General features: G+C 69.2%; 24 protein-coding genes. 15 read left to right on the forward strand and 9 right to left on the reverse strand.

Translation table 11 applies throughout. The features are described from left to right. Positions 1-124: 124 nt before the first annotated feature. From QZX79_RS10940 to QZX79_RS10965, 6 genes are all read left to right on the forward strand, one after another. Positions 125-961 (forward strand): metalloregulator ArsR/SmtB family transcription factor, encoded by an 837-nt coding sequence (locus QZX79_RS10940; protein ID WP_294568310.1) that lies wholly within the window; start codon positions 125-127, stop codon positions 959-961. Then, a complete protein-coding gene (sufB, locus tag QZX79_RS10945) occupies positions 961-2,436 on the forward strand; it encodes a Fe-S cluster assembly protein SufB (protein ID WP_294568311.1) in 1,476 nt (491 codons plus the stop codon). The genes QZX79_RS10940 and sufB overlap by 1 nt, the downstream gene beginning before the upstream one ends. 20 nt (positions 2,437-2,456) lie before the next feature. Beyond that, positions 2,457-3,761, forward strand: a complete 1,305-nt coding sequence (sufD, locus tag QZX79_RS10950) for a Fe-S cluster assembly protein SufD (protein WP_294568330.1) — start codon at positions 2,457-2,459, stop codon at positions 3,759-3,761. Further along, the gene (locus QZX79_RS10955) at positions 3,758-4,123 is read left to right on the forward strand and encodes a non-heme iron oxygenase ferredoxin subunit (RefSeq protein WP_294568312.1); all 366 of its coding nucleotides are present in this window, start codon (positions 3,758-3,760) and stop codon (positions 4,121-4,123) included. Before sufD ends, QZX79_RS10955 begins: the two co-directional genes overlap by 4 nt. Before the next feature lie 65 nt (positions 4,124-4,188). Then, positions 4,189-4,959, forward strand: a complete 771-nt coding sequence (gene sufC, locus QZX79_RS10960) for a Fe-S cluster assembly ATPase SufC (protein ID WP_294568313.1) — start codon at positions 4,189-4,191, stop codon at positions 4,957-4,959. Positions 4,960-4,992: 33 nt separating this feature from the next. Further along, the gene (locus tag QZX79_RS10965; RefSeq protein WP_120168199.1) at positions 4,993-5,322 is read left to right on the forward strand and encodes a metal-sulfur cluster assembly factor; all 330 of its coding nucleotides are present in this window, start codon (positions 4,993-4,995) and stop codon (positions 5,320-5,322) included. 221 nt (positions 5,323-5,543) lie between these two features. On the opposite strand, the gene QZX79_RS10970 is transcribed toward QZX79_RS10965, so the two are convergent. From QZX79_RS10970 to QZX79_RS10980, 3 genes are read right to left on the reverse strand one after another with little or no spacing between them, the layout of a single operon-like run. Beyond that, the gene (locus tag QZX79_RS10970) at positions 5,544-6,236 is read right to left on the reverse strand and encodes an energy-coupling factor transporter transmembrane protein EcfT (RefSeq protein ID WP_294568331.1); all 693 of its coding nucleotides are present in this window, start codon (positions 6,234-6,236) and stop codon (positions 5,544-5,546) included. Next, positions 6,233-6,925: an energy-coupling factor ABC transporter ATP-binding protein gene (locus QZX79_RS10975; RefSeq protein ID WP_294568314.1), complete on the reverse strand. Its 693-nt coding sequence runs from the start codon at positions 6,923-6,925 to the stop codon at positions 6,233-6,235. Before QZX79_RS10975 ends, QZX79_RS10970 begins: the two co-directional genes overlap by 4 nt. Then, entirely contained in the window at positions 6,922-7,596 is a 675-nt protein-coding gene (locus QZX79_RS10980) for a biotin transporter BioY (RefSeq protein ID WP_294568315.1), read from the reverse strand. The genes QZX79_RS10975 and QZX79_RS10980 overlap by 4 nt, the downstream gene beginning before the upstream one ends. Before the next feature lie 180 nt (positions 7,597-7,776). On the opposite strand from QZX79_RS10980, the gene QZX79_RS10985 reads away from it, so the two are divergent. Further along, a complete protein-coding gene (locus QZX79_RS10985) occupies positions 7,777-9,375 on the forward strand; it encodes an ABC-F family ATP-binding cassette domain-containing protein (RefSeq protein ID WP_294568316.1) in 1,599 nt (532 codons plus the stop codon). A 4-nt stretch (positions 9,376-9,379) separates the two neighbouring features. On the opposite strand, the gene QZX79_RS10990 is transcribed toward QZX79_RS10985, so the two are convergent. The 3 genes from QZX79_RS10990 to QZX79_RS11000 are packed head-to-tail and all read right to left on the reverse strand — an operon-like array spanning position 9,380 to position 10,905. Continuing rightward, positions 9,380-10,207 (reverse strand): SURF1 family protein, encoded by an 828-nt coding sequence (locus QZX79_RS10990; protein WP_294568317.1) that lies wholly within the window; start codon positions 10,205-10,207, stop codon positions 9,380-9,382. Further along, positions 10,208-10,444 carry a hypothetical protein gene (locus QZX79_RS10995; RefSeq protein WP_294568332.1) on the reverse strand — a complete coding sequence of 79 codons (237 nt, stop codon included), beginning with the start codon at positions 10,442-10,444 and terminating at the stop codon, positions 10,208-10,210. It lies immediately after the preceding gene. A 17-nt stretch (positions 10,445-10,461) separates the two neighbouring features. Beyond that, the gene (locus tag QZX79_RS11000) at positions 10,462-10,905 is read right to left on the reverse strand and encodes a DUF3099 domain-containing protein (protein ID WP_294568318.1); all 444 of its coding nucleotides are present in this window, start codon (positions 10,903-10,905) and stop codon (positions 10,462-10,464) included. Between the two features lie 138 nt (positions 10,906-11,043). Here QZX79_RS11000 and QZX79_RS11005 point away from each other — a divergent pair, with 138 nt between their 5' ends. The 3 genes from QZX79_RS11005 (at position 11,044) to QZX79_RS11015 (ending at position 13,276) form a co-directional block, all read left to right on the forward strand. Further along, positions 11,044-11,781: a beta-ketoacyl-ACP reductase gene (locus QZX79_RS11005; protein ID WP_294568319.1), complete on the forward strand. Its 738-nt coding sequence runs from the start codon at positions 11,044-11,046 to the stop codon at positions 11,779-11,781. Positions 11,782-11,878: 97 nt separating this feature from the next. Further along, on the forward strand, positions 11,879-12,628 hold the full coding sequence (locus tag QZX79_RS11010; protein WP_294568320.1) for an SDR family oxidoreductase: 750 nt from the start codon (positions 11,879-11,881) through the stop codon (positions 12,626-12,628). A gap of 90 nt (positions 12,629-12,718) precedes the next feature. Beyond that, positions 12,719-13,276, forward strand: coding sequence for a hypothetical protein (locus QZX79_RS11015; RefSeq protein WP_294568321.1), 558 nt, complete (start codon positions 12,719-12,721; stop codon positions 13,274-13,276). Positions 13,277-13,336: 60 nt separating this feature from the next. On the opposite strand, the gene QZX79_RS11020 is transcribed toward QZX79_RS11015, so the two are convergent. Continuing rightward, entirely contained in the window at positions 13,337-14,665 is a 1,329-nt protein-coding gene (locus QZX79_RS11020; RefSeq protein WP_294568333.1) for an MFS transporter, read from the reverse strand. Positions 14,666-14,938: 273 nt separating this feature from the next. Further along, complete coding sequence (gene serB / locus QZX79_RS11025) at positions 14,939-15,841, reverse strand: phosphoserine phosphatase SerB (RefSeq protein WP_294568322.1); 903 nt, start codon at positions 15,839-15,841, stop codon at positions 14,939-14,941. 115 nt (positions 15,842-15,956) lie between these two features. Between serB and QZX79_RS11030 the strand changes: the two genes are divergently transcribed. The 5 genes from QZX79_RS11030 to QZX79_RS11050 all read left to right on the forward strand — a co-directional run bounded on the left by QZX79_RS11030 (position 15,957) and on the right by QZX79_RS11050 (position 20,152). Then, positions 15,957-16,745, forward strand: coding sequence for an ABC transporter ATP-binding protein (locus tag QZX79_RS11030; RefSeq protein ID WP_294568323.1), 789 nt, complete (start codon positions 15,957-15,959; stop codon positions 16,743-16,745). A gap of 48 nt (positions 16,746-16,793) precedes the next feature. After that, on the forward strand, positions 16,794-17,600 hold the full coding sequence (locus QZX79_RS11035) for an RNA methyltransferase (protein ID WP_294568324.1): 807 nt from the start codon (positions 16,794-16,796) through the stop codon (positions 17,598-17,600). 78 nt (positions 17,601-17,678) lie between these two features. Further along, positions 17,679-18,629, forward strand: coding sequence for a hypothetical protein (locus tag QZX79_RS11040; RefSeq protein ID WP_294568325.1), 951 nt, complete (start codon positions 17,679-17,681; stop codon positions 18,627-18,629). Positions 18,630-18,712: 83 nt separating this feature from the next. Continuing rightward, complete coding sequence (locus QZX79_RS11045; protein ID WP_120168169.1) at positions 18,713-18,967, forward strand: type B 50S ribosomal protein L31; 255 nt, start codon at positions 18,713-18,715, stop codon at positions 18,965-18,967. Between the two features lie 99 nt (positions 18,968-19,066). Continuing rightward, positions 19,067-20,152, forward strand: coding sequence for a biotin/lipoate A/B protein ligase family protein (locus QZX79_RS11050; RefSeq protein ID WP_294568326.1), 1,086 nt, complete (start codon positions 19,067-19,069; stop codon positions 20,150-20,152). On the opposite strand, the gene QZX79_RS11055 is transcribed toward QZX79_RS11050, so the two are convergent. After that, positions 20,137-20,738 (reverse strand): ERAP1-like C-terminal domain-containing protein (locus QZX79_RS11055; protein ID WP_294568327.1); only part of this gene is annotated, 602 nt, incomplete at its 5' end. The two genes, QZX79_RS11050 and QZX79_RS11055, sit on opposite strands and share 16 nt — an antisense overlap.

Consider the following 20,738-nt stretch of genomic DNA (forward strand, 5'->3'; position numbering starts at 1 on the left):
TACGGTACGTAGTAACTGCCCTTGTAGGGGTCGACGGCGGGGGAAGCCTGCCCTTACTGGCACCGGAGCGCACATTACGTCATGATTGTGTTGTGTATTTTTTAACGCGGGCGGGAGGGACGCCATGAGTGTGGTTGACCATACCGCCGGGCGGGCGGGGCTTTCGCCCGCGGCGGGCGACACCGACGAGCGCACCCGCGACCGGGTGCTGTCGGCCGTGCTCGAGCGCGGACCGGTCAGCGCCGCCGAACTGGGCAGCGGGCTCGGCTTCACGCCGGCCGCCGTACGACGCCATCTCGACGCCCTGTCCCGTGACGGGCTCATCGAAGTCAAGCGCGGCGGAAGCACCGCGACGGGCGCCGGACGGCCCGCCCGGCGCTACGTGCTCAGCCAGCGTGGGCAGAGCCGGCTCGGCAACGACTACCTCGACATCGCCCGTGCCGCACTTCAGCAGCTGGGGGCGGCCGCCGGCCCCGACGCGGTGGCGGAGTTCGCCCGCTCCCGCTTCGCCGGCATGGAGGAGCGCTACCGCCCGCTGATCGAGGCCGCCGGGCCCGACCTCGAGGCCCGCGCCCGTGCGCTGGCCGCGGCACTGAGCACCGACGGCTTCGTCGGCTCCGCCCGGGTCGTCGGTTCGGCCGGCGCCGCTCGGCCGGCCGCCGGGGGAGCCGCCCCGCGCGGCACCCTGCTCAGTGTCCAGCTCTGCCAGGGCCACTGCCCGGTGCAGCAGCTCGCCGCTGACTTTCCCGCGTTCTGCGACCAGGAGACGGCGGCGTTCTCCCGGCTGCTCGGCGTCGACGTGCGCAGGCTCTCCACCCTGGCCAGCGGCGGCCATGTCTGCACCACCCACATTCCCCTCGGGCGCACGACAGCCGCGCCCCCGGCGGGTGCCTCCCGTGCCGAACCCGGCGCCGCACCCCGCTCCAGAGATTTGCCAAACCATCAGCAAGGAAGGCCGTGATGACGGATCAAGTAGACCAGAAGCCACTGACCCCGACCCCCGTCCCGGAGTCGGTCATCAGCGACATCCTGGAAAAGAACCCCGAACTCGAAGGCATCGGCACCTACCAGTACGGCTGGGCCGATAAGAACGAGGCGAGCGCCAACGCCCGCCGCGGCCTGAGCGAAGAGGTCGTCCGCGACATCTCGGCGAAGAAGAACGAGCCCGAGTGGATGCTCGACCTGCGCCTGAAGGGCCTGAAGTACTTCGACCGGAAGCCCATGCCCTCCTGGGGCGCGGATCTCTCCGGGATCGACTTCGACAACATCAAGTACTTCGTGCGCTCCACCGAGAAGCAGGCGAACACGTGGGAGGACCTCCCCGAGGACATCCGCAACACGTACGAGAAGCTCGGCATCCCCGAGGCCGAGCGTGCCCGCCTCGTCTCCGGCGTCGCGGCCCAGTACGAATCCGAGGTGGTCTACCACCAGCTCCGCGAGGACCTCGAGCGCCAGGGCGTCCTTTTCCTCGACACCGACACCGCGCTGCGCGAGCACCCGGAGATCTTCAAGGAGTACTTCGGCTCGATCATCCCGGTGGGCGACAACAAGTTTGCCTCGCTGAACACGGCCGTCTGGTCGGGCGGTTCCTTCGTGTACGTGCCCAAGGGCGTCCACGTCGAGATCCCGCTGCAGGCCTACTTCCGGATCAACACCGAGAACATGGGCCAGTTCGAGCGGACCCTGATCATCGCGGACGAGGGCTCCTACGTCCACTACATCGAGGGCTGCACCGCCCCGATCTACACCTCCGACTCGCTTCACTCGGCCGTCGTCGAGATCGTCGTGAAGAAGAACGCCCGCGTCCGGTACACGACCATCCAGAACTGGTCGAACAATGTGTACAACCTCGTCACCAAGCGGGCCGTGGCCCACGAGGGCGCCACCATGGAGTGGATCGACGGCAACATCGGGTCCAAGGTCACCATGAAGTACCCGGCCGTCTACCTCCTCGGCGAGCACGCCAAGGGCGAGACCCTGTCCATCGCGTTCGCCGGTGAGGGTCAGCACCAGGACACCGGGTCGAAGATGGTCCACATCGCCCCCAACACCAAGTCCTCGATCATCTCGAAGTCGGTGGCCCGCGGCGGTGGCCGTGCCGCCTACCGCGGCCTGGTGCAGGTGCGTGAGGGTGCGAAGAACTCGGCCAACACGGTCCGCTGCGACGCGCTGCTGGTGGACACCATTTCCCGCTCCGACACCTACCCGTACGTCGACATCCGCGAGGACGACGTCACGATGGGCCACGAGGCCACGGTGTCCAAGGTCAGCGAAGAGCAGCTGTTCTACCTGATGTCCCGGGGGATGCCCGAGGACGAGGCCATGGCCATGATCGTGCGCGGATTCATCGAGCCGATCGCCCGCGAGCTCCCCATGGAGTACGCGCTCGAACTGAACCGCCTGATCGAACTCCAGATGGAAGGGGCCGTAGGCTAGCAATGGCTGAAGCGACCAAGATGAACAACGAAGCGTCAACGGCCGGACCGGCCGGCGCCGCAGCCGACGAAAAGGCCCGGATCGGTGCCCCGTCCTCGGCGCCCGCAGCGATCGCAGGCTTCAGCGAGGAGGGCGAGAGCCTTTCGGAGCTGAACACCGGCACCGCCCAGCACGGCTTGAAGAAGCACAGCCACGGCAACGCCCCGGTGGTGCCTGAGGCATCCCGCGGGGAGCGGCTGAAGTCCTATAACCTTGAGGACTTTGCCCCGCTCACCGGCCGCGAGGAGGACTGGCGGTTCACCCCCCTGAACCGCCTGCGCGGGCTCCACACCGAACCCCTCACCGGGACCGGTCCCTCAGTGCGGGTTTCCGGCGCCTCCAACATCAAGGTGGAGACCGTCGGGAGGTCCGACGCCCGGATCGGCTCAGCCGCCACCCCCGAGGACCGCATCTCGGCGGCGGCCTGGGCCGCGGCCGACGGCGCCACCGTCGTCACCATCCCCGCCAACACCGTTGCCGACGCCGAGGTGACCGTCACGGTTCGAGGCGCCGACAAGGCACCGGCGGCCCAGCACCTGATCATCGAGGCCGGGGCGTTCTCCACCGCCGTGGTGGTCATTGACCACTCCGGCTCGGCGACCCTCGCGCAGAACGTCGAGATCGTCGTCGGCGACGGCGCCCAGCTCACCGTCGTCAGCGTGCAGGAGTGGGACGACGACGCCGTCCACGTCTCCTCGCAGCAGGCGAAGATCGGGCGCGACGCCCGCTTCAAGCACGTTGTCGTCAGCCTCGGCGGCGACCTGGTCCGTCTCACCCCGTCCTCGGTGTTCACCGCGCCGGGCGCCGAGGTCGAGATGTACGGGTTGTACTTCGCCGACGCCGGCCAGCACCTGGAGCAGCGCCTCCTGGTGGACCACGCGGTGCCCAACTGCAAGTCCCGCGTGACCTACAAGGGTGCGCTCCAGGGACAGGGCGCCCACACTGTCTGGGTCGGCGACGTGCTGATCCGCAAGGAAGCCGAAGGGACCGACACCTACGAGGTGAACCGGAACCTGCTGCTGACCGACGGGACGCGGTCCGACTCGGTGCCCAACCTTGAGATCGAGACCGGCCTGATCGAAGGTGCCGGCCACGCCAGCGCCACCGGCCGCTTCGACGACGAGCACCTGTTCTACCTGATGGCCCGCGGCATCCCCGAGCAGGACGCCCGCCGCCTCGTGGTGCGTGGCTTCCTCACCGAGGTCATCCAGCAGATCCGGGTCCCCGCCCTCGAGGAGCGCCTCGCGCTGGCCCTCGAGAACGAACTCGCGGCAGGCAACCTGTGAGCGCGGAGGCCACCCCCCGGGGTGAACTGATCTGCAGCGTTGACGACATCGAGATCAAGCAGGCCCTGCGCGTGCTCATCGATGACTACCCCGTCGCGATCGTGAGGGACTCCGAGGGCGCCATCCACGCCCTGGGGGACACCTGCTCCCACGCCGACATCTCCCTTGCCGAGGGCGACGTCGAGGGCTGCGCCATCGAATGCTGGGGCCACGGCTCCCAGTTCGACCTGCGCAGCGGCGCGCCCCTCCAGCTGCCGGCCTACGAGCCGGTTCCGGTGTTCGCCCTGGAGATCCGCGACAACAATGTGTACGTGGACATCACCACGGTCACCAACGGAGCACCCACCCCCCAGCTCGGCTGACCGGCCCGGCACCAGCACACTTAGACGACGCCCTGGCCGCCAGGGCAAAGGAGAACGGAAAACAGATGTCCACCCTTGAAATCAAGGACCTCTACGTCAGCATCGTGACGGAGCAGGGCTCCAAGCAGATCCTCAAAGGCGTCAGCCTCACCATTCGCACCGGTGAGACCCACGCGATCATGGGCCCCAACGGCTCGGGCAAGTCCACCCTGGCCTCGACCATCGCCGGCCACCCCCGGTACACCGTCGAGAGCGGCTCCATCGCCCTCGACGGCGAAGACGTCCTCGCCATGAGCGTCGACGAGCGCGCCCGCGCCGGGCTCTTCCTCGCCATGCAGTACCCGGTCGAGGTGCCCGGAGTGACCATGACCAACTTCCTGCGCACCGCCAAGACGGCCCTCGATGGAAAGGCCCCGAGCCTGCGCCACTGGACCAAGGACGTCAAGCAGGCGATGTCTCAGCTGCGCATCGACGCCGACTTCGCCCAGCGTAACGTCAACGAGGGCTTCTCCGGCGGCGAGAAGAAGCGCGTGGAGATCCTCCAGCTCGAACTGTTCCGCCCCCGCTTCGCGATCCTCGACGAGACCGACTCCGGCCTCGACGTCGACGCACTCAAGGTTGTCTCCGAGGGCGTGAACCGCGAGCACGCCAAGGGCGAGATGGGCACGCTCCTGATCACCCACTACACGCGTATCCTGCGCTACATCAAGCCCGACTTCGTGCACGTGTTCGTCGACGGGCGCATCGCCGAGGAGGGCGGCCCCGAGCTGGCCGACCGGCTCGAGGAAGAGGGCTACGACCGCTTCGCCGCGGCCACCCCAGCAGTCGAAGCGTAGGACCTCTCGTCCGCGCCCGGGAAAGGAAAAACGATGAGTGAAGTAGAAGCAGCGCAGACAGCGCTCGAAGACGTCGAAGAGGCGTTGAAGGATGTCATCGACCCCGAGCTCGGGGTGAACGTCGTTGACCTGGGCCTGCTGTACGGGCTGAAGTACGCCGAGGACGGCGCCCTCCTGATCGACCTGACGCTCACCACGGCCGCGTGCCCGCTGACCGACGTGCTCGAGGAGCAGGTCGGCCAGGCCCTCGATGGCGTCGTCGACGACTGGCGGCTGAACTGGGTGTGGATGCCGCCGTGGGGCCCGGAGAAGATCACCGAGGACGGCCGCGACCAGATGCGCGCCCTCGGGTTCAACATCTAGGACGAACTCAGGGTCCGCGCCCCGGCGCGGAGTTTCACCAAGGGGCGGCTCTTCGGAGCCGCCCCTTTCGTGTATTCCGGCCCCGCGGTGTTCCGGTCCTGCGGTGTTCCGGTCCTGCAGTGTTCTGGCCCTGCTGGGTTCGGCTTTGCTGCGTTCCGGCCCTGCTGCGTTCCGGCGATTGGCGGTTCCGCGGCCGTGCCGTTGGGGCCGGACAGACCGGCTCAGACGCCCCGGCCGTCGGCGTCGGGACTGTCCTCCCCGTCCACGCCTTCCCCAGCCTCGTCGTCCGCATCTGAGTGCTCACCGAGGCCGCGGGCGGCCAGGGCCTGGCCGGTGGCCTGGGCATAAGCGACGGCGTTGACCACCACCGGGACCACCACGGCCCGCGGACTCCGCTGTAGCCCACGCGCCTTCGCGGCGTCCCGCAGGTCCGACAGCGAGCCCACCAGATACGGGATGCTGCGCACCATGATGGACAGGGCGAGGGCGAAGCGTTCGGGGTCGGCCCCCAGCCGCCGCAGCGGGCGCACGAGGCGCACCAGTCCATCGAGCAGTTCCTGCCCCGGCGTGGTGACGGTCAGCAGGCGGGCCGCGAGGATACAGACGGCGATGCCGCCGGGCACCACGAAGGCCGCTTCCGGGCCGCGGGTGAACCAGGAGTAGAGCGCGAGCAGGGCCAGCACAGGCAATGCAGGCACCAGGGCGCCGAGCACTTTCCGCAGCGGCAGCCGGGCGCCAACGGTCATCAGGAGCAGGAAGAGAACGAGCCCGGCGGCCGTGGTGAGCGGCTGGCGGATCAGCACCACCGGGGTGCTGGCCCCCACGCAGAGAAGGGCCTTGAGCGCCAGCGGAGTCCGGTGAAGCAGCGAACGCCCGGGAACGTAGAGCCCGAGGAGCTGGCCGTGGCCCCTCATCGAAGGCACAGCTCCTGGTAGAAGGCGACGGCCTCGGCCGGGTCGCCGTCGAACACCACGCGGCCGCCGTCGAGCACGAGGGTGCGGTCGCTGTCCTGAGCGAAGGACAGGTTGTGGGTGGTGAAGATCACCTGCTGGGGGAGTCCGCGGAGGACGGCGCGGATGGTGTGCTCGTTGCGGAGGTCGAGCAGGGTGGTTGGCTCATCGGCGATGAGCACCGCAGGCTCGACCGCCGCCACCACCGCGATCGCCAGGAGCTGGCGCTCACCGCCGGAGAGGTCGTAGATGGAGCGGTCCGCAAGGTGCCCGATGCCGTAGGACTCAAGCACCCGCATGCCGGCGGTCCGGCGCTCATCCGCGCGCCGGATCCGGCCGCGCAGGGACAGTTCGACGTCCTCGCGGCCCGTGGGCATGACCAGCTGGGACAGGGGATCGGTGAACACGAAGCCGACTTTGCGGCGGACCTCCGTGCCGCGCCGGGCGGTGTCGAGGCCGTCGACGCTGACGCTGCCCGAGGTGGGCAGCGTCAGCCCGTTGATCAGCTTGAGCAGCGTCGATTTCCCCGAGCCGTTGGCGCCGATCACCGAGATGCGGTGCTCGCCCAGCTCGAGGGTGACCGGGTGCAGGATGGTTCGGCTGCCGCCGTCGTCCGCGGGGGCGGTGACCGACGCGTCGGTGAAACGGATCATGCCGTGCGTGCGGCTCCCTCGGTGCCACCGTGCCCGGGCCCAGCGGCGCCCGTGCGCGGCAGCAGCCGGGGGAACGCCCGGTGCACCGCAGCCGCGATACCGGCCGCGAGCAGGTTCTTGATAACGTCTCCGGGCAGGTAGACGGCGTCGGCGGCGATCGCATCTCCTACGCTCAACCCGCCGTTGACAACCAGCCCGGTGATTCCGAGCGGGTGGATGAGCAGGAGGCTCGCCGTGAAGCAGGCAATGAACAGCACGCCCGCACGGAACCTGCGGGTCCGGCGGAGAAGCGCGGCGGCGAGGAAACCGGCGAGCATCGCGGCCAGCGGGAAGGCGATCAGGTAGCCGGCGGACGGTCCCGCGAGGACGGCAAGGCCGCCGCGGAAGCCGCTGAAGATCGGCAGCCCGGCCAGCCCCGCCAGGACATACAGCCCAACGGCGGCTCCACCCCGGCCCGGACCGAGGACCACCCCGGCGAGCATCACCCCGAGCGTCTGCAGGGTGATCGGCACCCCGAGCGCGCCGACCGGGATACCGGGTACGATTGCGAGGGCGGCAATAAGCGCGGCGAAGACTGCGATCAACGACAGATCGGTGGAATTCCACCGCTTCCGGGCGCGCCGACGGGATGCGACAGCTGCCCCGGAGGAACTCGGGTGGGCCTGGCTCATGGGTTTCTTCCTCGCGGTATCGGACCTGGGCAGCATCCGGAGTGGATGCGGTCTTGTGGCGATGCGACAACTGCGTCGCGTCTCATCCCGAGAATAGCGCCGGACCCGCAACATTCCTTTGTAGATAATCGACAAAAATGCCCCTGTGCAGCGCACAGGAGGCACCGAAAGGCCACGGAATTGATTACCGTATCGAACCTGGAGCTGCGAGCAGGAGCCCGGCTGCTGATGGAGTCGGTGTCCTTCCGCGTGGACCGCGGCGACAAGATCGGCCTCGTCGGCCGGAACGGCGCCGGCAAGACCACCATGACCAAGGTCCTCGCCGGCGAATCCCTGCCGGCGGCAGGCTCGGTCTCCCGCAGCGGGGAGATCGGCTACCTGCCCCAGGACCCCCGCACTCCTGACATGGACCAGCTCGCCCGCGACCGGATCCTCTCCGCGCGCAACCTCGACACCGTGGTCCGCGACCTCCGGCAGGCTCAGGAGGACATGGCCAGCGAGAACACCTCGGTCCGGTCCAAGGCGATGAACCGCTATGACCGGATTGAAGCGGCGTTCCTCGCCGGCGGCGGCTACGCCGCCGAGGCCGAGGCCGCGGCGATCTCCTCCAACCTCGCCCTGCCCGAACGCATCCTGAACCAGCCGCTGCGCACGCTCTCCGGCGGCCAGCGCCGCCGCGTGGAGCTGGCCCGCATCCTGTACTCGGGTGCCGAGACGATGCTCCTTGACGAACCGACGAACCACCTCGACGCCGATTCCATCACCTGGCTGCGCGAATTCCTGCGCACCCACCAGGGCGGGCTGATCGTGATCAGCCACGACGTCGACCTGCTCGAGGCCACGGTGAACAAGGTGTTCCACCTGGACGCGAACCGGGCCACCATCGACATCTACAACATGGGTTGGAAGCGGTACCAGCAGCAGCGTGAGACCGACGAGCGTGCCCGTAAGCGGGAGCGCGCCAACGCCGAGAAGAAGGCCCAGGTCCTGATGGACCAGGCCAATAAGATGCGCGCCAAGGCCACGAAGGCCGTCGCGGCCCAGAACATGGCCAAGCGCGCCGAGCGGCTGCTGGGCGGCCTCGATGCGGTCCGTGCCAGCGACCGCGTCGCGGCGCTGCGGTTCCCGGACCCCTCACCTTCGGGCAAGACTCCGATGACCGCCGAGGGCCTCAGCAAGTCCTTCGGGTCCCTCGAGATTTTCACCGACGTGGACCTGGCGATCGACCGCGGCTCCAAGGTGGTCATCCTCGGGCTCAACGGTGCGGGAAAGACGACCCTGCTGCGGATGCTCGCCGGAGTCGACACCCCCGATACGGGCCGGGTGATCCCGGGCCACGGCCTCAAGGTCGGCTACTACGCGCAGGAACACGAGACGCTCGACACCGAGCGGACGGTCCTCGAGAACATGAAGAGCGCGGCACCCGATATGAAGGACGCCGAGGTGCGCGGCATCCTGGGATCGTTCCTGTTCTCGGGCGACGACGTCGAGAAGCCTGCCGGGGTGCTCTCCGGCGGTGAGAAGACGCGCCTGGCGCTGGCGACCATCGTGGCGTCCTCGGCGAACGTCCTGCTGCTCGACGAACCGACCAACAACCTCGATCCCGCCAGCCGGGCGGAGATCCTCGGGGCGCTGGCCAACTACACCGGCGCCGTCGTCATGGTCAGCCACGACGAGGGCGCCGTCGAGGCACTCAAGCCCGAGCGGGTCGTGCTGCTGCCGGACGGCGTCGAGGACCTCTGGAACGAGGACTACCTCGACCTCGTGACGCTGGCCTAGCGGCTCAGCGGTAGCCCTGGGCGTCAAGGAGCGCGTCCTCGGCCTCCTCGGCCGTGGGGCGCCGCCCCGGACGCCGAGCGGCCTCCGGCCGGCCCCCCGCCTCCTCTCGGTCCAGGCGGGCCTGCTGCCGGGCGGCATAACCGAGGCCGACGAAGAGCAGCACGCCGAAGGCGAACCACTGCAGGGAGTAGGAAAGGTGCGGTCCCTCGTTCAGGGACGGCTTGGGGAACTGCGCGGGCGCGGCGGCCGGCGCAGGATCCTCGGCGGCCATCAGCCCGTACGCGCCGGTCTGCACCGGGTAGCCGAGCTTCGCGGCGTACCCCTTGAGGTCGATCGAGGCGACCTGGCCCTCGGGGGCGCCCCGGTTCACCGCCGGCTCGCCGGGCTTGATGCGCGCAGTGACCGTGACGGTTCCCTCCGGCGGTGCGGGAATCGAATCCGGCCGCCCGGCCCGGTCGTTGCCGATGGGCAGCCAGCCCCGGTCGATGATGACCGCCGTGCCGTCCGCCAGGCGCAGGGGAGTGAGCACCTCATAGCCGGGCTGGGCGTTCATCGGGCGGTTGCGCACCACGACCTGCGCCGCGGTGTCGTATTCCCCGGTGAGCTTCACCGGAGTCCATTCCCGCAGGGGGTCGTACGTGGCGAAATCGGTTGTGCCTTCTTCGTAGGGCACGGGGGACTGCTCATAGTTCGCCTCGATGCGTCCGATGTCGGACACCACGGCGTTGCGCCGCTCCAGCTGCCACATGCCCAGTGCGGCGCAGGCCGCCGCCAACGCCGTCACCAGCGCGAACCAGGCGAGCCAGCGGCGGGAGATCAGGAACCGGTACACCTAGGACGCACCGCCGGCCAGAGTTACTGTCTCTTTCCAAAGCCCGCGGACCTGGAGGTAGTCCTGGAGCCACTCGACATGGGCGGAGCAGGCGGCCCACGCCTTTCGGCGCTCAGGGGTGTGGATGCGGGGGTTGTTCCACAGCAGCTGCCACTCGGCCGCCTCGCGGCAGCCCTTTCGCGAGCAGACCGTCGATTCGGCCGCCTGCTGAGGGGCACCCGAGAGGGAGTCGAAGATGTTGAAACCGGGTGTGCTCACGCGGCGGTGTCCGTCCTTCCGCGCAGCGGATCATCGTTTTCATTGGCGTCATCGATGGGTGCCAGACGCTCCTCCTCGATGATCTCCCCGGCCAGGATGTCCGGACCGCGGTCCTCCGTCTCGACCGTGCCGGTCGAGGCCTCGATCTCGCGCACCGGTGCGCGGTCGAGCAGGGCGTCGGTATGGCGGATGTCGCTGGTGTCGCTGCCCCCATTGGCAATGATGACGGCGAAGTAGGGCAGAAGCACCGCCCCCGCAATCACTACCCACACCATCCAGCCTTCGACGAAGAAGACGAGGATAAGGCAGACCATTCGAATGCCCATCGAGATCGAGTACTTGATCATGCGCGAGCGCATTTCGTCGGTGTGGGACTCCCGGGCGTCGGAAATGCTGTGAACGTCGGTATCGTGCCTGCTGTGCCTGGTCTGCTTGCTCATTCCACTCCCAAGGGGCTTCGTCCATTATCTCATCCCACTGCCCGTTGTTAAAGTTGGCTGCCTCGCGGCTAGGATCGACGGGACACTTTGACATGAGTTCGTTAAGTAACAACGTGTAGCGAGAAGCGGAGGATCCCTGTGCAGGAAACAAATCGCAGCGATGAAGAAAGGCCCGGACGCAGCGTCCTCGTCACGGGCGGCAACCGGGGCATCGGGCTTGCCATCGCGAATGCGTTCCTTGCCAACGGGGACAAGGTGGCGATCACCTACCGCAGCGGCGAGGTTCCCGAGGGCCTGCTCGGCGTGAAGGCCGACGTGACGAGCCAGGAGCAGCTCGACGCGGCATTCACCGAGGTCGAGGCGGCGCACGGCCCGGTCGAGGTGCTCGTCGCCAACGCCGGCATCACCCGCGACACCCTGCTGCTGCGCATGAGCGAGACCGACTTCACCGACGTCATCGACACGAACCTCACCGGCGCATTCCGGGTGATCAAGCGCGCCTCCAAGGGCATGATCCGGCTGCGCCGCGGGCGCGTCGTCCTGATCTCCTCGGTGACCGGCCTGTACGGCGCCCCCGGGCAGATCAACTACTCCGCCTCCAAGGCCGGGCTGGTCGGGATCGCCCGCTCGCTCACCCGGGAACTGGGCTCCCGCGGCATCACCGCGAACGTCATCGCGCCAGGATTCATCGACACCGACATGACGGCGGAGCTTCCCGAGGACACCCGCAAGAGCTACCTCGCCACCATCCCCGCCGGGCGCTTCGCGTCCCCGGACGAGGTCGCCAAGGTGGTGCGCTGGGTCGCCAGCGAGGAGGCCGGCTACATCTCCGGCGCCGTCATCCCGGTCGACGGCGGCCTCGGCATGGGCCACTAGGCCCCACCAGCATTCCGGCGGCAGCGTCCGCTGCCGCCGCATCGGAAACGCGAAGTCACGATGCGCGGGAACCAGCCCGCGCCAAGAAGGAGTAGTCATGGGTGCTTTGGACGGCATTGGAGCAATCGTCACCGGTTCATCACGGGGCATCGGGGCCGATGTGGCCCAGCTGCTCGCCGCCGAAGGCGCGGCCGTCGTGGTGAACTACCGGCAGAAGGCCCCCCGGGCCAACAAGGTGGTGGCCGGGATCGAGGCCGCCGGCGGCCGGGCCGTCGCCGTGGGCGCGGACCTGACCACCCCCGAGGGCCCGGCCGCACTGGTCGACGCCGCGGTGAGCAACTTCGGCGGGCTCGGCCTGCTGGTGCTGAACGCCTCGGGTGGGATGGAGAGCGGCGTCGGCGAGGACTACGCGCTGAAGCTCAACCGGGACGCCCAGGTCAATATGCTCAAGGCCGCTGCCGAGGTCATGCCCGCCGGCTCCCGCGTGGTGTTCGTCACCAGCCACCAGGCGCACTTCATCGACACCGTCCCCACCATGGACGCCTATGAGCCCGTTGCCCGCAGCAAGCGCGCCGGCGAGGACGCCCTGCGCGACCTCATCCCGATGCTCGAGGACAAGGGCATCCGCCTCGTCGTCGTCTCCGGCGACATGATCGAGGGCACAGTGACGGCAACGCTGCTTGACCGGGCAGCGCCCGGCGCGATCGAGGCCCGGCGCAGCGAGGCGGGCAAGCTCTACTCGGTGGCGGAGTTCGCCGCGGAGATCGTGAAGATGGTCACCGCCGACGTGCCGACCGGCCACACCGAACTGGTCGGGGGAGCGCGCGGCTTCGTGCCGCAGGGCTGACCGCAGGAATTGCTTGAATAAACGCGGGCCCGCCGCCGGACACCCGGTGGCGGGCCTTTCCGTGCACCGCACTATTGGTACCCTCGCCGGATGGGGGACATTCAACGCGCCAGGGTTGGCAAATGGGAAAAGGCCGGATATCTGCTGTTCTTCGGCTCGCTCTTCCCCATCCTGATACTTTCGGACGTGTTCGAAGCCCTTGGCTTCGAATTCTGGGCGAGGACGGGTCTTACGGGGCTGGTTGCCCTTGGTGTCGGCTATCTGGTGTCGCGGCCGGTGGCAGCGGAGCGTTCCCGGCGCCTCGCGTCCGACCTGAGCCGCGGGGTCTTCGAATGCGCAGTCCGGTATCCGGACTCGCACCCCGGATCCCTTCGGGACCGGTGGAATCCGGGAGTTGCCCAACTGGTCGGCGGGAGGCTGCACTTCCAGCCGCAGGACGCCTCCGGTGATCCGAATCCCACGCCGCTGGGTGCGCCCCGCGACCTGGGCGTCGACAAGGTCGAAGGAGTCATCGCGCCCGAGGGCAGGCGGCCGGTCGAACTCCGCCGCGGCTGGAAGGTGCTGGGGGTCGGCACGTCCTCCGGCAGGATGCATCTGGCCGCCGGGGATCCGGCCCTTGAGCTGCTGCGGGAAGAGTTCCCGGGCTGACTCCGCCCCGCCCGCAGCCGGAGGAGCAGGGCCCCGCGGAGCCGAAGCGGGTACTCCCGCTTACCTGGCGGCCGGGGAAACGCTGTCCGCCGACGCCTTCGCCTCCGCGGCAGTCTGCGCATAGGAGGCCGAGATCCGGCGGTAGACCGGGGTCAGGAAGGCCGCCAGCGCCGCGAGGATCAGGATGATTCCGGCCACCAGAAACACCAGGGCGATGCCGCGGGAGGTGCCCTCGCCCAGCAGCGGGGCCAGCCGGGCGGCGCCTTCGTCGGAGCGCGCATACTGGATGATCCAGAACTGCGCGATCGGGGCGATGAGGAACGCGGTGATCGGGGCCGCCGCGGACTCGAACGCCATGGCAAACCCGAACACCCGGCCCTGCCGCTGCAGCGGCACCACCTGCTGGATGACCGTCTGCTCGGCTGCCTCGACGAAGGGAATGAGGACGAGATAGGCCCAGATCCCGGCGATGTACAGCCAGGCCCACTCCCGCAGCGTGAACACCGCGCCGAGGACACCCATCAGGATCACCGCGAGGAGCATGGTGCGCAGCGGGTTGGCTCCGAGCCCGAACCTGCCGATCAGCGCACCGCCTAGGATGAACCCTGTGCAGCCGAGCGCGAAGAACGTACCCCACAGCTCCACCGGAAACAGCTCAAGGCCGTAGGGGTCCATCAGCGCCATGTAGACGCCGCCGACGAAGTTGTTGAACGTGGAGAACAGGATCAGTGCGAACAGCCCCGCGACGGCGAGCACGGCGGCCACGGAGCCACGGAAGTCGAACCCGCCGTGCGCGTCGGTGGCCGCCGCGCGCACCTCCTCGGGCATGTGCAGGGTCAGCAGGTGGGCAAAGGCCAGCGCGGTGAGCACCAGGGCGACGACGATCGTCCAGCCCATGCCCAGCAGCCCGACCGACAGCCCTGAGAGCACCGAGGTGACGATGAACATCAGGCCCTGCACCATTCCCACGAGCCCGTTGGCGTTGGCGCGCCGGTCCGGCTCGATGAGGATGGTGACCGTCGTGGAAAGGGCGATATTGCGCAGGTTCTCCACCACCGCACCGATCAGGATGATCAGCATGAAGACCCAGAACCACGGCCGGGTCAGGTTCAACAGCGCCGGAGTGGGCGTCAGTGCGAACAGAATCCCGGACAGCACGAACATGACGAGGGTGAAGCCGGCGGCGAAGCGCATCACGGCCAGCTTCCGGTAGCGGTCCACATAGGTGCCGAAGCTGATGCTGGAGAGGGCGATGAGCAGCATGTACGCCCCGCCCACCACACCGGTGGCGATCACATTGCGCGTCTCCAGGTACACCCAGAACGTCAGCGCGAACCACAGGTAGCTGGTGGTGATGTTGGCGATCCCGGTGTTCACCAGGATCCCCATGAAGGTGCGGGACCGCTCCGCCGGGGTGCGCAGCGAGGTGTCGATGGCGTCGCTGTCCGCGGGCGGCGGAGCCGTATCCTCCCCGGCCAGCGTCGAGGGGGCGGCTGCGTCTCCGCGCGTGCCGTCGAAGGGATCCGCAGCGGCCCGGGGCTGGGCCGGTTCGTGCCCGGTCATGCGTCCCAGTGTAGTGACCGGCACCGACACTGTCGCCGCGTCGGCAGGACCTGTTACGCGCCGCCGCGGGCATCCCCGGGAACGCTGCCGGTCCGGGCGCTAGATCCCGGCGAAGTGCCGCACGACGTCGAGGTAGGGCAGGTCGATGACGGCATCCGCGGCGGCCCGCACGGCGGGCTTGGCGTTGAACGCCACCCCGAGCCCGGCGGCGGCGAGCATGTCGAGGTCGTTCGCGCCGTCGCCCACCGCGATGGTCCGCTCAAGCGGAATGCCGGCGTCCTGCGCCCACCGCCGCAGGGAGCGCTCCTTCTCCGCCCGGTCGATGACCGGGCCCGACACCCGGCCGGTGAGGAGTCCGTCGCGGACCTCCAGCAGGTTCGCCCGAGCGTGGGTAAGGCGCAGGCGCGCGGCCAGGGGGTCGAGGATCTGGCTGAACCCGCCGGAGACCACGGCCACGCGGTGGCCTGCCCCGAGGAACGCCTCCGCCATCACCTCGGCGCCCTCGCTCAGTTCGATCTGGGCGCCGACCTTGTCCAGGACAGCCTCGGGCAGTCCTGCCAGGACGGCGACGCGGGCATGAAGGCTCTGGGCGAAGTCAAGTTCACCGCGCATCGCGGCCTCCGTGACGGCGGCGACCTCAGCCTCGCGGCCCGCGTAGGCGGCCAGCAGTTCGATGACCTCCTGCTTGATCAGCGTCGAATCGACGTCGAGCACCAGCAGCTTGGGCCCCGGGCCGAAAACCTCAGGCGGCACCACCGCGGTCCCGACCGGCCGCACCGGCGCTCCCGCGGCGGAATCGCCCGCTCCCGGCAGGGCGGCGCGCAGGTCCGCCACCGGACCGGAGTGCGAGACCGTCAGCGTCCGCACCCGGTACCGGGAGTCACCGCCGTCACCGGCCGCCAGGACGCGGGCGCCGGCGGCGCGGACGGCGTCCTCGACGGCCTGGAAGGCCGCCTCGGAACCGTTCACACCGTAGCTGACGACTCGGAACGGCGCGGTCATTAAACCTCCAGGGGATGCAGGGGTGCCCAGTGGGCCGGGACGGGTGCCACGGGAGGGGCCGGACGGCGGTGCTGGTTTCGCCAACTAGCCCGGTCTTAGCCTAGTGTCTAGTGCTATGAGTGACGTTCTTGAATTGGCCGGGGTGAGCCTCGTTCGGAGTGGAAAAACGCTGCTGAACAGCGTCGACTGGCAGGTCAAGGAGGGCGAACGCTGGGTCATCATGGGCCCCAACGGAGCCGGAAAAACGACACTCCTCCAGATCGCCGGAGCACGCCTGCACCCGACCACGGGCGTGGCAGGGATTCTCGACGAAGTGATGGGCGCCGTCGACGTTTTCGACCTGCGCCCCCGGATCGGACTCGCCTCGGCGGCCCTGGCGTCGCAGATCCCCGAGCACGAAACGGTCCTCAATGTCGTCGTCACCGCCTCCTACGGGGTCACGGGCCGCTGGCGCGAGCAGTACGAGAAGCTCGACGAGCGCCGCGCCTTCCGGCTGCTCCACACCTGGGGCATGTCGACCTTCCTGAACCGCCCCTTCGCCTCGCTCAGCGAGGGCGAACGGAAGCGCGTGCAGATCGCGCGGGCGCTGATGACCGATCCCGAACTGCTGCTGCTCGACGAGCCGGCCGCCGGCCTCGACCTCGCCGGACGCGAGGACCTCATCCGCCGGTTGACCGAACTCGCCCGGGATGAGGAAGCCCCCGCCACCGTCCTGGTCACCCACCACCTGGAGGAGGTTCCTCCCGGGTTCACCCACGCGATGCTGATGCGCGACGGCGGAATCGTCGCCGCCGGACCGCTCGAGGACGTCCTCACCGAAGAACACCTCTCCGAGGCGTTCGGCCTGCCGCTGAAGGTCAGCCGCGCTGACGGCCGCTACAGTGCTGTCGCCCGCACCGCGTAGGCGGAAGGCCGGGGCGCCGAACCGCACGGCTGCACCGGGAGCGGGCGCGTGGGCCTGATCCGGCTCGAGGGCCCGGGGGACCCGCGCACCTCGGACTACCGCAACCTCACCGACACCCAGCTCCGCCGCCGCCTCGAACCCGCCAACGGCCTGTACATCGCCGAGAGCTCCAAGGTGCTGCGGCGTGCCATCGATGCCGGGCACTCGCCGCGGTCCTTCTTCCTTGCCGAGAAGTGGCTGCCGGGCCTTTCGGACCTCCTCGACCGGTTCCCGGAGGTTCCGGCGTTTCTCGGCGACGAGTCCACGCTCGAGGAGATCACCGGCTTCCACCTCCACCGGGGAGCCCTGGCCGCCATGAACCGTCCGGCCCCGAAGACCCTCGACGCGGTCCTCGCCGGGGCCCGCAGGGTCGCGGTGCTCGAGGACATGGTCGACCACACCAACCTCGGGGCGCTCTTCAGGTCCGCCGCGGCGCTGGGCATCGACGCGGTCCTCATCAGCCCCCGGTGCGCCGACCCGCTCTACCGCCGGGCCATCCGCGTGAGCATGGGCAGCGTCTTCCAGGTGCCCTGGGTCCGCCTCACGGACTGGCCCGGGCAGCTGGCGGCCCTCCGGGAGGCGGGGTTCACCGTCGGGGCGCTGGCCCTGGGACCGGACTCGGTGCCCGTACAGGACGTCGGAACGGCCGGGCACGAGCGGCTGGCGCTGGTCCTCGGCACGGAGGGCGAGGGCCTCTCCGCAGGTGCCCTCGCCGAGGCCGACCTGTCCCTCAAGATCCCCATGCACGCAGGAGTGGATTCGCTCAATGTGGCCGCGGCGGCCGCCGTCGCCTTCTGGGAGTGCCGCTACCGCTGACTCCATGGGCGGGGCATGGGAGGGAGGCGCTGGAAAACGGCAGTAGCGGGCGCCGGGGCCCGATGGAACACTGGGAGGGTGACCGCTCCACCGGCCCGCATCAAGGCTCCCGGCGCACGGACCGTCCCCGTGGCCGCGGTGCTCCTCCTCGGCGCGGCCGTTGCGCTGAGTGGATGCGGCCGGCTCGCCGAACAGATCGACGCGGCGGAATCCCCGCCGCCCACCGCCCCTGCCGTCGGCCCCCTGGCCACAGCGCCCGTTCAAACCCCTTCCCCCGCACCGGCGACCACCGCACCGGTTCCTTCGGCGGCCCCGACACCGGCTCCACCGCCGACAAAGGCCCCCGAGCTTTCCCTGACCCAGAGCCAGCAGTCGCTGCCGGCGGAGGTGGTGAAGGCCTGCGATGCCCTGCTGACCGGCACGCTGCCGGAGCGGCTGCCCGCCGCGGAGGCGGGTGCCTGCGTGGAAGCCTCGATGCGCGCCGGCACCGGAGCGCTGCAGACCCTGTCGACCCGTGCCACCGGCCTTCCCGCCGGAGAGCACACCGCGGCCCTGAGCACGGCACCCGAGTTCGGCCTGCACCTGCGCAACGAGGAGCACGGGGTGGAAATCATCGTCAGCGGCGGCGAGGGGTACCTGCTCACCCCGAAGGGGGGAACACCGGCCGACGCCGAGGGAGGGCCGGAGGAGCGCTTCGCCGCGGTCCTGGTGGAGGCGGCCTCGGCCACCGCCGACCCCGCCGCCGTCGGCGCCCTGCTGAAGGACTCCGGGGAGTTCCTGGTAACGCCGCGCAGCGAGAGGGACGGCATGCTCTACACCCGGCTTTCGGCCGTGTCCGGGCCCGAACTGCAGGGCGTCAAGATGGCCACCCTGGACATCGAGCTCGACGAACTGATGCGCCCGGCGCAGATAAGTATCAGCGGCTTCGAACACGAGATCCTCACCTCGGTGGAGGTCGGATTCTCCGATTGGGGCACCCTTCAGGCCGTCACGCCCCCTCCTTTAGCGCAGCTGGGCGGTTTGCGCTAGGATTACTAGCTGGTCCCGAAGGACCGTTTCCGCTTTCAATCCCAGTGCCTGGCAAAATCCAGGCAACCAGAGAAGGTATTCCTGTGAAGTCTGATATCCACCCCCAGTACCACGCCGTCGTTTTCCGCGACCTCGCCTCCGACAAGTCGTTCCTGACGAAGTCGACGGCCACGTCCAAGAAGACCATCGAATGGGAAGACGGAAACACCTACCCGCTGATCGAGGTGGAAATCTCCTCGGAGTCCCACCCGTTCTACACCGGCAAGCAGCGGATCATGGACTCCGCCGGCCGCGTGGAGCGCTTCAACGCCCGCTTCAAGGGCTTCGGCAAGAAGTAGTCCCGGCTCTTCTCAGCACCTCAGTTTCGACAGTGAAGCCACGCGCGCACGACGCCGTGGCTTCACTGCGTTAAGCCAACCAAGCAGGAGGAACCCGCGATGGGACAGGGCTCGAACACGACCGGCGGCGGACGGCGGCACGGCGAGTACAAGACGCCGGGGGGCAAGCTGACCGCCGTCGACCTCGCGGTGGTGGACGGACGCCTGGCCCAGGTGTCGGTGAACGGCGACTTCTTCCTCGAGCCCGACGAGGCCCTCGACGACATCAACGCCGCCCTCGAGGGCCTGCCGGTGGAGACGCCCCCGTCCGAACTGGCGGACGCCGTCCGGGCCGGTCTCGACCCCTCGGCCCAGCTTTTCGGGTTCTCCCCGGAGGCCGTCGCCACCGCCGTGCGCCGCGCCCTGGGGCGCTCCACGGGCATTGCCGACCACACCTGGGAGATCGTCCCGCCGACGCCGCTGAGCACCGCCATGCACGTCGCCATGGACGAAGTGCTCACCCGCGACGTCGGAGACGGGCGCCGCAACCCCACCCTGCGGTTCTGGGAGTGGGAATCGCCCTCGGTCGTAATCGGCAGCTTCCAGTCGGTGCGCAACGAGGTGGACCCCGACGGCGTCGCCCGCCACGGGGTGAGCGTCGTGCGCAGGATCAGCGGCGGCGGCGCCATGTTCATGGAGCACGGCAACGCCATCACCTACTCGCTGTACATCCCGCAGACGCTGGTCGACGGCATGAGCTTCGCCGATTCGTACCCGTTCCTCGACGCCTGGGTGATGGAGGCCCTGGCCACCCTGGGCATCAAGGCCTGGTACCAGCCGCTCAACGACATCGCGACCGACCTGGGCAAGATCGGCGGGGCGGCGCAGAAGAGGCTTGCCAACGGCGGGATGCTTCACCACGTCACGATGAGCTACGACATCGACGCCGACAAGATGCTCGAGGTGCTGCGCATCGGCAAGGAGAAGCTTTCCGACAAGGGCACCAAGAGCGCCAAGAAGCGCGTCGACCCGCTCCGGCGCCAGACGGGGCTGGCCCGGGAGGAGATCATCGCGGTGATGATCGAAACCTTCCGGCGCCGCTTCGGCGCCGTCGACGCCGGCCTGAGCGAGGACGAGCTGCGCCGCGGCCGCGAACTCGTCGAGGAGAAGTTCGGCACCGAGGAGTGGCTCTACCGGGTGCCGTAGGCCTGGGCGGTAAGGGAGCGCAGCAGGTGGTCGCGTTCCTCCACCAGGATGCGCCGGAGCGCCCCCGGGGCGTCCGGGTTGGCGGCGAGCCAGCCGTCCGTGGCCAGCAGCACCGGGTGCTCCTCCGGGCGGCCCGAGAGGTCCTGGCGGCCGGGATAGAGGCCGCGCACCACGCGGGTGGCCATCTCGATTCCCCGGGCCTCCCATACCTCCCGAAGCGCCTCGAAGTACGGTCCGTTGTAGGGGGCCCTCAGCTCCGGCCCGCCGAGGGTGAATCCCTCGATGGTGGCGCTGAGCAGTTCGTTCGACAACCGGGTCCCGAAGACCGCCTCGCGCCAGGCGAGGTCCTTCACCGCGGCGTCCGGCACCGCCGAGCAGGCCAGCGTAAACGCCGCCTTGCCCGACGCCGTATTGTCACGGGCCAGCTCGGCCTCCAGCTCGTCGACGGGCGCAAGGCCCTGCGCGGCCAGTGCGGCAAGGAACATCCAGCGCAGTTCGTCATCAAGGACGAGCCCCGGCACGCTGTCCGTGCCGTCGAGCAGCCCGCGCAGCACGGCCGCCGCGGAGCCGGTGGTCCGCCCGCTTG

It is taken from the genome of uncultured Arthrobacter sp. (genome assembly GCF_902805515.1).
In the GTDB taxonomy this organism is placed as follows: Bacteria; Actinomycetota; Actinomycetes; order Actinomycetales; family Micrococcaceae; genus Arthrobacter_D.